Origin of the sequence: Streptomyces lavendulae subsp. lavendulae (assembly GCF_002803845.1) — a bacterium.
Lineage (GTDB): Bacteria > Actinomycetota > Actinomycetes > Streptomycetales > Streptomycetaceae > Streptomyces > Streptomyces lavendulae.
In genome coordinates this window covers 308,041-321,234 of the sequence record NZ_CP024985.1, presented here as the reverse complement: position 1 = coordinate 321,234, position 13,194 = coordinate 308,041, and the positions used below count along the sequence as shown (strand labels likewise).

Genomic DNA, 13,194 nt, shown 5'->3' with positions numbered 1-13,194 from the left:
CCCGATCGTGGTGAACCCGCCGTACGTGCTGGTGGTCCTCCCCGCCCAGAGCCTATGACGACACCCCGGCGTGCCCGGCACCCGGGGTGACGCCCGCCGGCCGAGTGCCCGGGTGGGCTCACCACGCCGGGCGGGATGCCGGACCGACCGGCGGCGCACCGCGTTCGCCCGGCTCGCCGATGCTCTCACCGCGCCCTGACGAGCCCGCGCCCAAACCACCGTCGGAGCGGCCGGGCCCGCCCGGCCGCCGGCCGTAGGTCCCGCCCTCGACGCGACCGATCCGGGTACTCGTGATCCGTAGCGTGCCGGGGCGACGGCCGTTTTCGGCCGTCTTGAGCCGGCGCCGCGTACAGGAGGCAAGCCCGCGCGTTTCGGGGGAAGGCGAGAGGTGTCGATCTACTCGATGCGCAGCCTTCCCCACCCGTACGGGAGGGGGCGCACTCCTCCAGGAGGTCCCACCATGCTGATCGTCATCACCCGGACCGGCGGGTTCGCCGGCAGGGAGCGCACAGGGTCCGCCGACACGCACTGCCGACCCGACGGAGCCGAGTTGGAGCGCCTGGCCGAACGGGCGCTGAGCGCCGAAGCGCCGTCGGCGGGGCGCCCTGTGGCCGATGGCTTTTTCTACTCCGTCCACATCGACGGCAAGGTGATCGAGTTACGCGATCCCGACCTGACCGATGAACAGCGCCGGTTGATCGAGGCGGTGCTCGGCGAAGGGGCCTGACCCCTGCGCGCCCCCTGCGCGCACCCTCCGACGACGCCCGGTGCGGGGCCGTTTCCCGAAGCGGCCCCGCACCGCCGTGTCCGCCCACCCGCAAGCCCGGTGAGACCGCGGGGGACAGGGAACCGGAACCGGCCCGCATCGAGAAGCGGTTCGCGGGCATACGCCCGTCATGGAACCGATTCGGCACATCGAAACGTCCTTACCCCTCGCATCCCCCACCGGCGCCCCGCCCGGCCCGGTCTGGCTGCACCTGCTCCTGATCGCGTTCGCGGTCGGCATCCTCCTCACGAGCCTCAGGCGACACCACTAGACACATCCGCGCAGGGGCAGTTCTCCGCGCCCTGCGCGATCGCCGATGGGCCGTCGGCCCTGAGGGCGAACCCCCGCTCCCGCGGCGGTGAGTACGGACGGCCACCGGCGCCACGGGTCCCGCCGACTTCTCGCAGCGGCGCCGCACGCGGACGGCCCACCCCGCTGCGGGGACACACGGGTGACGTGCGGCCGACTCCTTTCGCCCCCTCCCGCAAGCCGCGCCCGCGACCTGCGGCCGCCGGCCCCGACCGCTTCGGCCATCGCACCGCGCGTCGCCGCGAACGCACACCACCACCCCGTGTCGGAACAGCCCATCGGGGCAGGCGGGTGAGGTCCGTGCCGTCTGCATCCACCGAGGAGATATGAACAGCGCCCTTCGCCTGCTGACCGTACTCGGGGGCTCCATCCTGCTCACCGCCGTCGTCGGATGGGTCATCGACGTGCTGCTGCGCCGCGCCGACGCGCGGCACCCCGAAACACCCCTGTGGAACTCCCTGCGCCGCTGCCGGACCGCCCTGCAGATCGTGCTGCTCGCAGCGCTGCTCAGGGCGGCGTACCGGCAGACGGTGTGGAGGCCCCTCCAGGACCACGAGGAGGCCGTGGGCCGAGCCCTGTCCCTGGCCCTGATCGGCGCGGGAGCCTGGCTCATCGTGGGCATGACCTCCGCCACCGTCGAATCCGGCTACGCCCGCTACGCGACCGGCACCCGGGACCCGGCCCGGGTCCGCAGGGTCCGCACCCAGGTGACCCTGATCATGCGGGTCGTGACCGCCGTCGTCGGCGTCGTCGCGGTCGCGGCGATGCTCCTGACCTTCCCCAGCTTCCGTGCGCTCGGTACCTCCGTGCTGGCCTCCGCCGGGATCATCGGGATCGTCGCCGGCGTCGCCGCCCAGTCGACGCTGGGCAACCTCTTCGCCGGGTTCCAGATCGCCTTCGGCGACATGGTGCGCATCGGGGACACCGTCGTGGTCGCCAATGAATGGGGAGTGGTCGAGGAGATCACCCTGACCTTCCTCGCGGTGCGGACCTGGGACGAGCGCCGCATCACGATGCCCGTCTCCTACTTCACCACCCGCCCCTTCGAGAACTGGTCGCGCGGCGGCGCGCAGATGACCGGCACCGTGTTCCTCCATTGCGACCACAGCGCCCCCGTGGACCTCATACGCGACAAGGTGCGCGAGATCCTGGACCACTGCCCGCAGTGGGACGGCCGGGGCTGGGACGTCGCCGTCACCGAGACGACGCCCTCCACCATGGTCGTGCGCGCCGTCGTCACGGCCAAGGACCCCGACTGCCTGTGGACCGTGCGCTGCGCGGTACGGGAGCAGCTGATCGGCTGGCTCTCGGAGAAGCACCCGCACGCCCTCCCGCGCCTGGTCCTCGAAGGCGCCGGCGACCGGGACCGCGCCGGTGGAGGGACCTCTCCCGGAGCACGCCCCCCGTACGGCGGCTGAGCGGCCCGTGATGCGCGCGACGGGCACCCGTGTGAGTGTGGAGACACTCGTCGCGCGGTCGGGACGCACGCTTCCCTGCGGACCGTTCCCCGCCCCCGGCGGACCGGACGGCGCAGTCGAACGGCGGTCCGACCCGCACGACCCGGTACGAGAGGAAGAGGACGACCATGGAGAGCCGGGACAGTGACACCCCCGTCGCCGAGGTGGGGGTGACGGTGGCGGGCTGCTCGGAGGCGGACGCACGGGCCGTGCTCGCCCTGCTCGAACGCCTCTTCCCCCAGAACCCCGGCACGGACCGCGCCACCGCGGAGGGCCACGGCGCGACCGTCTGGGTCACGACTCTCGACGCGGCCGAGCCGGCGCGGGACCAGCCGGCCGCTGTCACCCTGGCCAACACCGTCGGCCTCACCCTCCAGGGCGGCCCGCGGGCCGTGGAACGCGTACGGGTCGCCCTCGCCGGGCACTTCGCCGTCGAGGACGCGGGGAGCGTATCGGGCGATCAGGAGCAGGAGATCGGACTCCGCCTGAGCTCCGCCTGAGCCGCCGGGCATGGCCGAAACCCGACCCGTGTAGGGGCGGCGACGCCGGGCAGGCGCGCCGCATGACCATACCCAAGACACCCGTCGTCGTTCTCGACACCGCCGAGCCCGAACGCCTGGCACGGTTCTACGCCGACCTGCTCGGCGCGACCACACGACCGGCCCCGAACGACGTGGACCTCCTCCTCGTGACGGGGGACACCGGCACCGTACTCGGTGTTCGGCGCGACCCCGGCCACGTCCCGCCGAGCTGGCCGCTGCCCGAAGGCTCCCAACAGGCCCACCTGCGGATCCTGGTACGGCCCGAGCACCTCGACGCGACGGAACGCGAGGCCGTGTCGCTCGGCGCCAGGCCCGTGGCCGCCGAGGACGACGGGACCCGGCCCGACAACCGCACCACGCTGCGCCGCTACGCGGATCCGGCGGGCCACGCGTTCGTGGTCTGCGCCGGCTGATCCCGTCCCTTCCACCGTGACCCGTCGGCGGCGCAGAGCGGGGACACGGGCACGATGAGGGCCGGGAAGACCCCGACACGCCACGACCCGGTGGTGCTCGGTCGGCTACGCGATTGGCGGGTCTCGTGCACCTCCCGGAGAGGGGCTGGCCCCGGAAGGGTCCTGCGGCTTCCTCAGCGGGCGGCAAATGGGATCGCGGGCGTTGCCGTTGCCGGTCGTGCTCGCGATCACCGCATGTGCCGTGCTGGCGCGATCCACTCGCCGCTGGCCATCGGCGAGTGGATCACCGAGGCCCCGGCGCACGTGCTGGAGCAGGGCGGCGTACGCCCCGATCCGCTGCTGCCCCAGGGTCCTGCCCGCGGAGACCACGGTCCGCCGACTACCGGCCCGCATCGGTGGTGACGCGTTGGACCTGGCAGTCGGACGCTCGCGGACCGTTTTTGGACCCCATGCAGACCCGGCTGCCCCCCCCGGGCGCTCCGTGATCCGCTTCTGTCCGGACCGTGCGAGCCGAGCCCGTCGGCGGCTGTGGCTCGGACCTGACCGCTCATCACGTCACCCAGGCGCTCCCGGCCGCAGATACACCGCGCTGACGGGCGGCCCCCGCCCCCGGAGCTCCGCACCCGCTGGAACAGCTACTCCGTCAACTTCGAGGCGATCGCGGCGGGTCAGCCGGGCCAGGTCCCGGTCACGCGACGGGTGACCACCGCCCCCGACCGGTCGACAGCGGCCTTGACCACAGCGAAGATCGCGCCCTGGATGGCGGCGGCGACCAGGACCTGTTTCCAGGAACGGTTTTCGTCCGTGGCGCTGGGAGCATCGTTTTCGCCTTCGACGATCTTCCAGACCTGCTTGAACGCTGCTCCCGCGATCATGCCGCTGACGGCACCGAGGGCCAGCCCGACCGGTTTGTAGGCAAGCTTGGACGCTTTCATCGGCTTCGGCGGCTGCGCCGCACCATCAGGAGGACGAGCAGAGCGATGCCGGCTACGAGAAGCGGCTTCCGGTTGGCGCGTGCCACGGTCGCGACCTGGCCCGCGTTGTCCAGAACCGGCTCTGGCGTCGTGTCCTTCACCAGCTGCGCCACATGCCGGGCCTTCGCACGGATCTGGTCGGCGACCACGGCGGTCTTCTCGGCGGCCTGTTCCTTTACGGCGACCGTCTTCTCTTTCGCCTGTGCCTTGACGTCGGCCTTGCCCGCCAGCGCCTCGATGGTCTGCCCGAGTTCGTCGCGGGTGCGCTCGACCTGTTCGTGCAGCTCGTCGGGGGCGGGCGTGCCGATATTGGTTCGGGGTCCGTTGGTCATCGCTGCGCCTTCTCCTTGATCTGGGCCAGGTCGGCCTGGATGCTGTCGATGGTCTGTTCCGGGCAGGGGCGCCGGCCGAGAAGCGCGTGAGACCAGCACACTCACGGATTCGTCGGTGCTGTGGGTCCGCCGCTCCATCGTGTTCATGCGGAGTCTCCCCTCTTACGATGCTCAGGCCGTTGTCGTGGCGCCTACCCGGTAAACGAACGAGCACCACGCCACGCGGAGATGTTTCTGCGCCTGCACCGGCGCAAGAGCAGAACGGGCGGGATGCTCCAGCCATTCGCTCCTGCCGACGGAGCGTCCACACGCGATCACTTCTCCATACGGCGGCGGTCCTCGTCGCTCCAGGCGCGGGTTTCGCGGGGCCGGACATACGGTTCCTCGTCTTCAGGCAGTCCGCCGGCTATCGCCCGCTGGCGCGCCAGTACCGCGTCGAACTCGAGCCCGAGGAGGATCGCGAGGTTGGTGATCCACAGCCAGACCAGGAAGACGATCACACCAGCGACCGTGCCGTAGGTCTTGTTGTAGGAGGCGAAGTTCGCGGCGTAGAACGCAAAGCCGGCCGAGGCGATCATCCAAATCACCAGGGCCAGGAAGCTGCCCGGTGTCACCCACCGGAATCCGAGGCCCGTGACGTTCGGCGCAGCCCAGTACAGGAGCGCGGTCATGATGGTGACGAGCAGCACCAGGGCCGGCCATTTCGCGATCGACCACACCGTCAGGGCGCTGTCGCCGATCCCCAGGTCCGTGCCCACGCGCCGCGCCAAGCCGTCGGTGAAGACGACGATGAGGGCGCTGGCGCAGGCGAGGACCATCAATGTGACGGTGAGCGCCAGGCGCAGCGGAAGCACCTTCCACACCGGGCGGCCTTCTGGTACGTCGTAGACGGCGTTCGCGGAGCGGATGAACGCGGCCACGTAACCGGAGGCGGACCACAGCGCCACGACGACGCCGACGACCGCCATCAGCGACCCGACGCCGCTACGGCCCTGCAGCTGCTCAACCGCGTCTGTGATCACGTCCCGCGCGGAGCCGGGCGTCAGCTGCTGCAGGTTGTCCAACAGCCGCGCAGCCGTCGACTCCCCGGCCAGACCCAGCAGGGACACGAGGACCAGGAGGGCAGGGAACAGCGCCAGCACCCCGTAGTAGGTCAAGGCCGCGGCGCGATCAGCCAGCTCGTCGTTTCGGAACTCCTCGACCGTGCCGCGCAGGACTGCTTTCCAGGAGCGCGCGGGCAGCTCTGAGGGCTGATCCGGGGCCCGCTCCTCGACCAGCTCGCTCGGACCCGCAACGGCGTTCCGCTCGGTTTCGGCACGCTCACGGCTGCTGCCCTGGCCTCGGTCCGGTAGGGGTGTCATACCCAGCGGCTTTCCACAGCGGCGCCAGTCATGCCCGTACAGCGATCCGGAGCGGGTTCCTCGCGCCGGTCGTAGCTCCCGGATCCGGTCTTCCAGAGCTGTCGGGCCGGCCCACGCGGTCTCCAACGTGGCCGCGGTGACCTGTTTCGCCGCGTCCCTGACCGCGCGGCTCCGCGGCCGTTCCGCGAAGGGCGGGCTGTGGTCGCTGGGCGGGCTGGCTGCCGTAGCCGTCACCGGCGCGCCGGGCGGGCACGTGGCCTACCGGCAGGCCGTCGGAGCGCATCCCGCGGCCTGGGCCGAGGCCCCACGGCAGTGTCCCGCACATCACGCCGCCTTGCTGTTGCCGGTTGCCACGCACGGGGAGGGGCCCGGACGCGGTTACAGTCCGGGCCCCTCCCCCCTACCGCTCAGGCGAACGGGCCGCCGAAGGGGCCCGCGGGGCCGTAGTAGAGACCCAGCTGCTCGCGGTAGACCGCGTCGCCGAGGTGCTTGTCCCGGTGGAACTCCGGGGAGTCCTTGATCTGCTCCTTGGTGCGCTCCACGTGGATCGTCCGCTGCTCCGGGTCGATCGAGATCACGGTGCCGGCCGGGAGGAGCACTTCCTTGCCGAAGATCCACACCCCTGTGTCGACAACCAGGTAGGAGTCACCGACCTCGTCGGAGTGCTTGTCGACCTTGCCGATGCTGCCGTCGACCGCCTCGACCTTGTAGCCGGTGAGATCGGTACCGGCCAGGTGGCCCGCCGTCGACTTGTAACTCCACACGTGCTCGGTCATGTGAAAACAACTCCTCCGGTGTGAATGAAGATCAACCAACCTCTTGAACGGCGTCTGCCCCGGCTTTCCCGTTGTGCACGTACGAATTTCCCTTCAACTGCGCTACGGGAGGGGGCGGACAGGTTGTTCGCGGGCGTTTCGTGGTCGGCCGGCGTCGTGCGGTGACCGTCAGCCCTCACCTCCCGGCAGGAGCTCCTTGGCCTTGGCCACGGCGAAGCCCCAGGCCTGGGCCACGGTCGGTTTGCCGGGCACGGCCACTTCCTCCGGGTTGGTGAGCACGTCCAGCAGGACCGGCCCCGGCGTCTCGAAGGCGCGGCGTACGGCTTCGTGGAGATCGGCCGGCTCGGTAACCCGGATCCCCGTCAGGCCGAGGGCCGTGGCGACCGCGGCAAAGTCGGGGTTGTCGAGTTCCGTGCCGAACTCGGGCAGCCCCGCCTGCTCCTGTTCCAGCTTGACCATGCCCAGGCGGCGGTTGTCGAAGACGACGAGCTTCACCGGCAGCCGGTACGTCCTGATGGTCATGAGGTCGCCAAGCAGCATGCTCAGCCCGCCGTCCCCGCACAGCGCGACGACCTGCCGGTCGGGCGCCCACAGCTGGGCACCGAGAGCCTGGGGCATGGCGTTGGCCATCGAGCCGAGGTTGTACGAGCCGATCAGGCGACGGTCGCCGCGCATGGTGACGAACCGGGAGAGCCAGACGGTGGCCATGCCGGTGTCCGAGGTGAAGACGGCGTCGGCGGCGGCGTACGCGTCGACCGCCGCGGCCAGCGCCTCGGGGCGGATGGCGTGCTCGCGGTTGTCCACGGCGGCCCGCAGCTTCCCGGTCCAGCGGTGCTCGTGGGCGGGGTCGGCCAGCCGCTGCTGTCCCTCCTGCCAGCGGGCAAAACGCTCCCGGGCATCGTCGAGGTGCGCACGGTCCGGGGCCGCCTTCAACAGCGGCAGCAGGGCCCGCAGCGTGGCGCCGACGTCGCCGGCCAGGCCCACGTCCACGGGGGTACGGCGTCCAAGGTGGTCCTCGCGGACGTCTACCTGGACCACCTTGGCGTCCTTCGGGTACCACTCCCGGTACGGGAAGTCGGTCCCCAGCATGAGGAGCACGTCCCCGCTGTCGAGCGCGTGGGCGGCGGCGGGGTTGCCGATGAGGCCGGTCTGGCCCACCTGGAAGGCGTTGTCGTCCTCGAACCCCTCCTTGGCCTTCAGCGTGAGCACCATGGGCGCCGCCAGCTGCTCGGCGGTCCGCAAAACCTCGGTACGAGCCCCCCGAGCGCCCTGGCCGACGAGGAGGGTCACCCGGGACGCGGCGTTCAGCAGCTCGGCGGCCCGGGCGAGGGCCGGGTCGTCGGGCCGGGTGACGGCTCGGTCCAGGGCGAACCGCGTGGGCCTGTCGCCACTCAGTTCCTGGTCGCCCAGGTCGCCGGGGACGGTCAGGACGGCCACTCCGCCCCGGGTCACGGCGGCGCGTACGGCCGATTCGAGCAGTCGCGGCATCTGGTCCGGGGAGGTGACGGTGGCCCGGTGGACGGCGACGTCGCGGAAGAGCAGGTCGTTGTCGACCTCCTGGAAGTAGTCGCTGCCGATCTCCGCGAGGGGGACCTGGCCGCAGATGGCCAGGATGGGGGTGCGGCTCTTGGCGGCGTCGTAGAGGCCGTTGAGCAGGTGCACGGAGCCGGGCCCCACCGTGCCCATGCACACGCCGAGGGTCCCGGAGAGCTGGGACTGCGCCGAGGCGGCGAAGGCCGCGGCCTCCTCGTGCCGGCAGCCGACCCAGTTCAGGCCGGCGGATGTGCGGATGGCGTCGGTCAGCGGGTTCAATGCGTCTCCGACGACGCCGAAGACGTGCTGGACGCCGAGTTCCTCAAGTGCGTCGACGATGACGTGGGCGACGGTGCGTGCCATGGGAGTGCCCTTCGATTGCCGGTTCAGCGGTCGCTCAGTGGTCGGTTCGGCGGCTGGTCCACTGGGCGAAATGGGTGAAGCGGTCGGGGTCGGCCGCGTTCCAGTCAGCTGCCCAGCTTTCGGGCGGGGATGCGAGCAGTTGTCCGGGGGCGAGCCAGGCGTGGAGTTCGGCGTACGAGCGGACGGTGTGCGGGTCCACTCGCTGGAGCAGCATGTGGGGGTGCAGTCCGCTCGGGTCGTCGACGCCCATGGCCGCCATGATCTGCAGCGCACTCTTGACCGTCGCCTCCTGGTAGCGCCGTACGCGCTGCGCCTTTTCCTCGACGTCCAGGGCGCGGGCGCGCCGCTCGTCCTGGGTGGCGACCCCGACGGGGCAGGTGTTGGTGTGGCAGCGCTGGGCCTGGATGCAGCCGATCGCGAACATCATGGCGCGGGCCGAGTTGGTGTAGTCGGCGCCCTGGATGAGGCGTTTGACGAGGTCGCTGCCGGTGGCGACCTTGCCGGAGGCTCCGATCCGGATGCGATCGCGCAGCCCGGAGCCGACGAGGGCGTTGTGGACGGTCATCAGGCCGTCGCCGAGTGGCAGGCCGACGTTGTCTGCGAACTCCAGGGGCGCCGCCCCCGTGCCGCCCTCCGCCCCGTCGACGAGGATGAAGTCGGGTGTGGCGTCCTCCTCGCGCATGGCTTTGCACACGGCGAGGAACTCGCGGCGCGAGCCGACGCACAGCTTGAACCCGACGGGCTTGCCGCCGGCGAGGTCGCGCATGCGGGCCAGGAAGCGAACCAGCTCGCGCGGGGTGGAGTACACGCGGTGGAACGGGGGCGAGACGACGGTCTCCCCCTGCGGCACACCGCGTACCTGCGCGATCTCCGCGTTCACCTTGGCGCCGGGCAGGACGCCGCCGATGCCCGGTTTGGCACCCTGACTGATCTTCAGCGATACGCACTTGACCTGCGGGTGTGCGGCCTTCTCGGCGAACTGCCGCTCGTCGAAGTCCCCGTTGTCGGTGCGGCACCCGAAGTATCCGGTGCCGATCTCCCACACGAGGTCCCCGCCCGGGCGCAGGTGGTAGTCGGACAGGCCGCCCTCGCCGGTGTCGTGGGCGAAACCGCCCAGCCGTGCCCCGGTGTTGAGGGCGAGGACGGCGTTGGCGGAGAGGGAGCCGAAGCTCATCGCCGAGACGTTGAGCAGGGCCATGTCGTACGGCTCTGTGCAGTCGGGCCCGCCGACCCGTATCCGGGGCGGGTCGGCCCGTACCGGATGTGGGGCCATGGAGGGGATGAGATATTCGCTGCCGGGCCGGTGGAGGTCGAGCTCGGTGCCGAACGGCTCCTCGGCGTCGGTGCCCTTGGCCCGCTCGTAGACGATACTGCGGGTGTCGCGGTCGAAGGGGCGGCCGTCGACGTTCCGCTCGATGAAGTACTGCTGGATCTCCGGCCGCAGCGCCTCCAGGGCGAACCGGAGGTGCCCGAGCAGGGGGTAGTTGCGCAGGACGGAATGCCGGCGTTGCAGGACGTCGTACGAGGCCACCAGGACGAGCAGCAGCAACGGGCCGGCGAGGGCCCACCACCAGGGCGAGACGAGGACGGCGGCGACCGCGGCGAGCGCCGCCGCGGCGCCGGGCAGGATCAGGGTGAGTGTCTTCAGCACGCCCCGCTTGTGTCCCGAAGGCCGCCCGCCAAGCATTCCTGGAGCGCCGGCGTCGAGCCCGCGCACAGCTGCTGTGGCCCGCGCCGCCGGCGCCTCCTGCCGGCCGCGGGCGGCTGCGGAGGCTCCAGGGGCGTCCGGAGCGGGTGCCGCTCCCGCTGCCGGATCCAGCAGGATGCGGGGCAGGGCATCCGGGGTGCTTCTCCGCGAGCCAGGCGCCCAGTTGCTCCCGTACGGCGCAGCACACCGTCCACAGGTCGTCGGGGCCCTTGGCCGTGACGATGACCCGCACCACGATGGTGGACGGCGTCGTCTCGGTGACGGCGAGGTCCCAGCCGCGGCCGTCCCACTCCTTGCTGTTGTGCAGGATCTCCTCGGCCTTGTCGCGCAGGAAGGTGAGGGTGATGTCCTCGACCACCCCCCACTCACCCGCGACGACGACCGTGTACCGGCATCGGCCACGGGTGGGCGGCCCGCGGACGCGGCCGGGGCCGTAGGCGCTGACCCGTGGCATCGCGGAAGGGCAGGAGCGGGGTCCGGCAACGCGGCGCACCGCTCCGGCGCGATCTGCTGCTCGCCGTGGGGCTCGCCGGGAGCGCAGTGGGCGGGCTGGCCGTCTTCGCCAAGGTCACCGCGGCGGCCGGGACGCGGATGCCGGTCCTGCCCGTGGCCGCGGCGGTGGTACTGCTGATCGGCGTGGCGTTCGCCGGATGGAGCATTTCCCCCGTCAGGCGTCGCCCCACGGCACAGCCCGGCCCGGGCGTGCGCACCGCGAAGGGCGTGCGGCCGTCAGCAGGTGTGCGCCCCTCGACGGATCCACCGGATATGGGAGCCGACGCGCTGGACCATGCCACGGTCGATGCCGACGGCTTCGAGCACTCCATCGCCGCGCTTTGCGTACGGGACCGCTGCACCCCGGTGGAAGTGGTGGGCGGCGCGGGCGACCTGGGCGCCGACGTGATCGCCACGACCCCGGAAGGGCTGCGCGTCATAGTGCAGTGCAAGCACTACGCCGAGGACAACCGGGTCGGCTCCCAGGAGCTGCAGCGTTTCGGCGGGATGTGTTTCGCGATCCACGACGCCGACGTGGGGATCGTCCTGGTAAGGAGCCCGGGGTACGCAGGAGCCCGGGCCGCGTGGTGGCGGGGGGATGCCACCACGCGGCCCGGGTCCGCTGGGGAAACCCGCGCCGCTCACCGTCGCGGACTCCCGTGACCAGGCTTATGACCGGTCTCCGTCGGCCCAAACCGTCGGAGCACAGTTTTTTCTCGGAGTGAGCGGGTGGTCCCGCACACAGGGGAGGGGAGTGGAAGCGCGGGCCTTTGGGCAGGCGCGCCGTCGACGGAGATCCCTCCATACCCGGGGACACCGGGATGGAGGGGCCACAGTTCCGATCGAAGGAGTTGTTTCGCATGACGGAGAACGTCTGGGCCTACCGCATCGGCGTTGACTACCTCGCGGCCGACCTCACCGGCTACGGGGTCGAGGCGCTCGACGGAAGCATCGGCAAGATCGACACGCACTCCGACGAGGTCACCGACGCCTACCTGGTCGTCGACACCGGCGTATGGATCCTCGGCAGGGAGGTCCTGCTGCCGGCGGGTCTGGTGACCCGCATCGACCACGCTGCGGAGAAGGTCTACGTGGACCGTACGAAGGATCAGATCAAGGCCGCTCCGGAGTTCCGTCGGGACGAGCACCTCGGGAAGGCGGACCGTCGCGAGGCCTTGGGCACGCACTACCTCTCTGGTATGCCGTTCGGTGTCCCGCCCGCCTGACCGGATTCCCGACCTGCCTGCGCGGCTCACGTTTGCGGGGCGCGATCGGGGTCAGACGCGAGAGCACCCGCCGGTGATAACGGTCGTGGACACGCTCGCCCGCACCGCCCACAGTCCGGGCACTACCCATTCGGCGCCCCTGCCCCGTCCCGTGATGCACACCAACCCCAGGGGCGACCGGACCGCTCTGACAACGAGTTCGCCGTCGAGGCCGGCGAACACGAGCGAGGCCGAGCAGGAGTCTTCGAGGTCCATGCCCGACCGTCCGCGCGCATGGCCCCGTCCGTCACGACCCGCACCCTTAGCTGATGGAGCGTCATTCACTCGCGGGCAGGCGCGTCACCGTGACGGTCCACCCCGGCGCACGACGCCCTACTCGAACAAGGCCATCACCCTCCGCGATCGCCCCCAAGATCTGTGCCAGACCCGAGTTCTGACTCCACCCGTGCGCGTCGGGGGAGTCCTGGTTGAGTGGCTGGTGCCGCGAAGAGTCACGTCGGGGCCGTCGTCTGCCGCTCATCCGCGCGGTCGACGCCACCTGCGCCCTCCTGGCCGACGGGCATCCCGCGGTCCTGGCCGGCACGGAAGGCGAGGCGTTCACCCCGACCCTGCAACGCGAGTACCCGAGCCTGCTCGCCGGCCGCACCGACCACCACATCATCGCCCTGCCGGGCCCCGAGGGAACACCGGGCTGGGCCGCCGTCGAACCCCACCTCACCCACGCCCCCCCACACCCTGGAACACCTCCGCACCCAGATCACCACCCCCGCGCAGGAAGGCGTCAGGGCCGGGAGGAACTGGAGAGAGTGTGGAAGGCGAGCTGACCGTCTTGGCGTGGAAGGCCCCTCCGCCCAGGCCGTGGCCCGGGGCTTGGATCGATCGGGCCCGGGTGTACTGGGCCCTGAAGCTCGCCACGCCACGCACCTGCGGTTCGGTACCCGT

14 protein-coding genes are annotated in these 13,194 nt (G+C 71.3%); 8 read left to right on the top strand and 6 right to left on the bottom strand.

The window, feature by feature from the left end; genetic code table 11:
• The first annotated feature begins 460 nt into the window (after positions 1 to 460).
• From SLAV_RS01535 to SLAV_RS01515, 5 genes are all read left to right on the top strand, one after another.
• A complete protein-coding gene (locus SLAV_RS01535; protein ID WP_030226776.1) occupies positions 461 to 727 on the top strand; it encodes a protealysin inhibitor emfourin in 267 nt (88 codons plus the stop codon).
• 674 nt (positions 728 to 1,401) lie between these two features.
• The gene (locus tag SLAV_RS01530) at positions 1,402 to 2,493 is read left to right on the top strand and encodes a mechanosensitive ion channel family protein (protein ID WP_078950150.1); all 1,092 of its coding nucleotides are present in this window, start codon (positions 1,402 to 1,404) and stop codon (positions 2,491 to 2,493) included.
• 167 nt (positions 2,494 to 2,660) lie between these two features.
• Positions 2,661 to 3,032 (top strand): hypothetical protein, encoded by a 372-nt coding sequence (locus SLAV_RS01525; protein ID WP_030226783.1) that lies wholly within the window; start codon positions 2,661 to 2,663, stop codon positions 3,030 to 3,032.
• 62 nt (positions 3,033 to 3,094) lie between these two features.
• Positions 3,095 to 3,487 carry a VOC family protein gene (locus tag SLAV_RS01520; RefSeq protein WP_030226785.1) on the top strand — a complete coding sequence of 131 codons (393 nt, stop codon included), beginning with the start codon at positions 3,095 to 3,097 and terminating at the stop codon, positions 3,485 to 3,487.
• 234 nt (positions 3,488 to 3,721) lie between these two features.
• Complete coding sequence (locus SLAV_RS01515) at positions 3,722 to 3,889, top strand: hypothetical protein (protein WP_234333456.1); 168 nt, start codon at positions 3,722 to 3,724, stop codon at positions 3,887 to 3,889.
• A 266-nt stretch (positions 3,890 to 4,155) separates the two neighbouring features.
• Here the strand turns inward: SLAV_RS01515 and SLAV_RS01510 are convergent, their stop codons facing one another.
• The 6 genes from SLAV_RS01510 to SLAV_RS01480 all read right to left on the bottom strand — a co-directional run bounded on the left by SLAV_RS01510 (position 4,156) and on the right by SLAV_RS01480 (position 10,513).
• Entirely contained in the window at positions 4,156 to 4,422 is a 267-nt protein-coding gene (locus SLAV_RS01510) for a DUF4235 domain-containing protein (protein WP_030226787.1), read from the bottom strand.
• Complete coding sequence (locus SLAV_RS01505) at positions 4,419 to 4,793, bottom strand: DUF3618 domain-containing protein (protein ID WP_030226789.1); 375 nt, start codon at positions 4,791 to 4,793, stop codon at positions 4,419 to 4,421. Before SLAV_RS01505 ends, SLAV_RS01510 begins: the two co-directional genes overlap by 4 nt.
• A 314-nt stretch (positions 4,794 to 5,107) precedes the next feature.
• On the bottom strand, positions 5,108 to 6,154 hold the full coding sequence (locus SLAV_RS01500) for a YihY/virulence factor BrkB family protein (protein WP_030226792.1): 1,047 nt from the start codon (positions 6,152 to 6,154) through the stop codon (positions 5,108 to 5,110).
• Between the two features lie 407 nt (positions 6,155 to 6,561).
• A complete protein-coding gene (locus tag SLAV_RS01490) occupies positions 6,562 to 6,930 on the bottom strand; it encodes a PRC-barrel domain-containing protein (RefSeq protein WP_030226795.1) in 369 nt (122 codons plus the stop codon).
• A gap of 168 nt (positions 6,931 to 7,098) precedes the next feature.
• Positions 7,099 to 8,826 carry a thiamine pyrophosphate-dependent enzyme gene (locus SLAV_RS01485; protein ID WP_030226797.1) on the bottom strand — a complete coding sequence of 576 codons (1,728 nt, stop codon included), beginning with the start codon at positions 8,824 to 8,826 and terminating at the stop codon, positions 7,099 to 7,101.
• A 34-nt stretch (positions 8,827 to 8,860) separates the two neighbouring features.
• Positions 8,861 to 10,513: an FMN-binding glutamate synthase family protein gene (locus SLAV_RS01480; RefSeq protein WP_051840461.1), complete on the bottom strand. Its 1,653-nt coding sequence runs from the start codon at positions 10,511 to 10,513 to the stop codon at positions 8,861 to 8,863.
• A 468-nt stretch (positions 10,514 to 10,981) separates the two neighbouring features.
• Here SLAV_RS01480 and SLAV_RS01470 point away from each other — a divergent pair, with 468 nt between their 5' ends.
• The 3 genes from SLAV_RS01470 (at position 10,982) to SLAV_RS40765 (ending at position 13,076) form a co-directional block, all read left to right on the top strand.
• Positions 10,982 to 11,689 carry a restriction endonuclease gene (locus SLAV_RS01470; protein ID WP_078950164.1) on the top strand — a complete coding sequence of 236 codons (708 nt, stop codon included), beginning with the start codon at positions 10,982 to 10,984 and terminating at the stop codon, positions 11,687 to 11,689.
• A gap of 197 nt (positions 11,690 to 11,886) precedes the next feature.
• Positions 11,887 to 12,252: a hypothetical protein gene (locus SLAV_RS01465; RefSeq protein WP_030226805.1), complete on the top strand. Its 366-nt coding sequence runs from the start codon at positions 11,887 to 11,889 to the stop codon at positions 12,250 to 12,252.
• A 467-nt stretch (positions 12,253 to 12,719) separates the two neighbouring features.
• The gene (locus SLAV_RS40765; protein WP_158740519.1) at positions 12,720 to 13,076 is read left to right on the top strand and encodes a hypothetical protein; all 357 of its coding nucleotides are present in this window, start codon (positions 12,720 to 12,722) and stop codon (positions 13,074 to 13,076) included.
• Positions 13,077 to 13,194 lie beyond the last annotated feature (118 nt).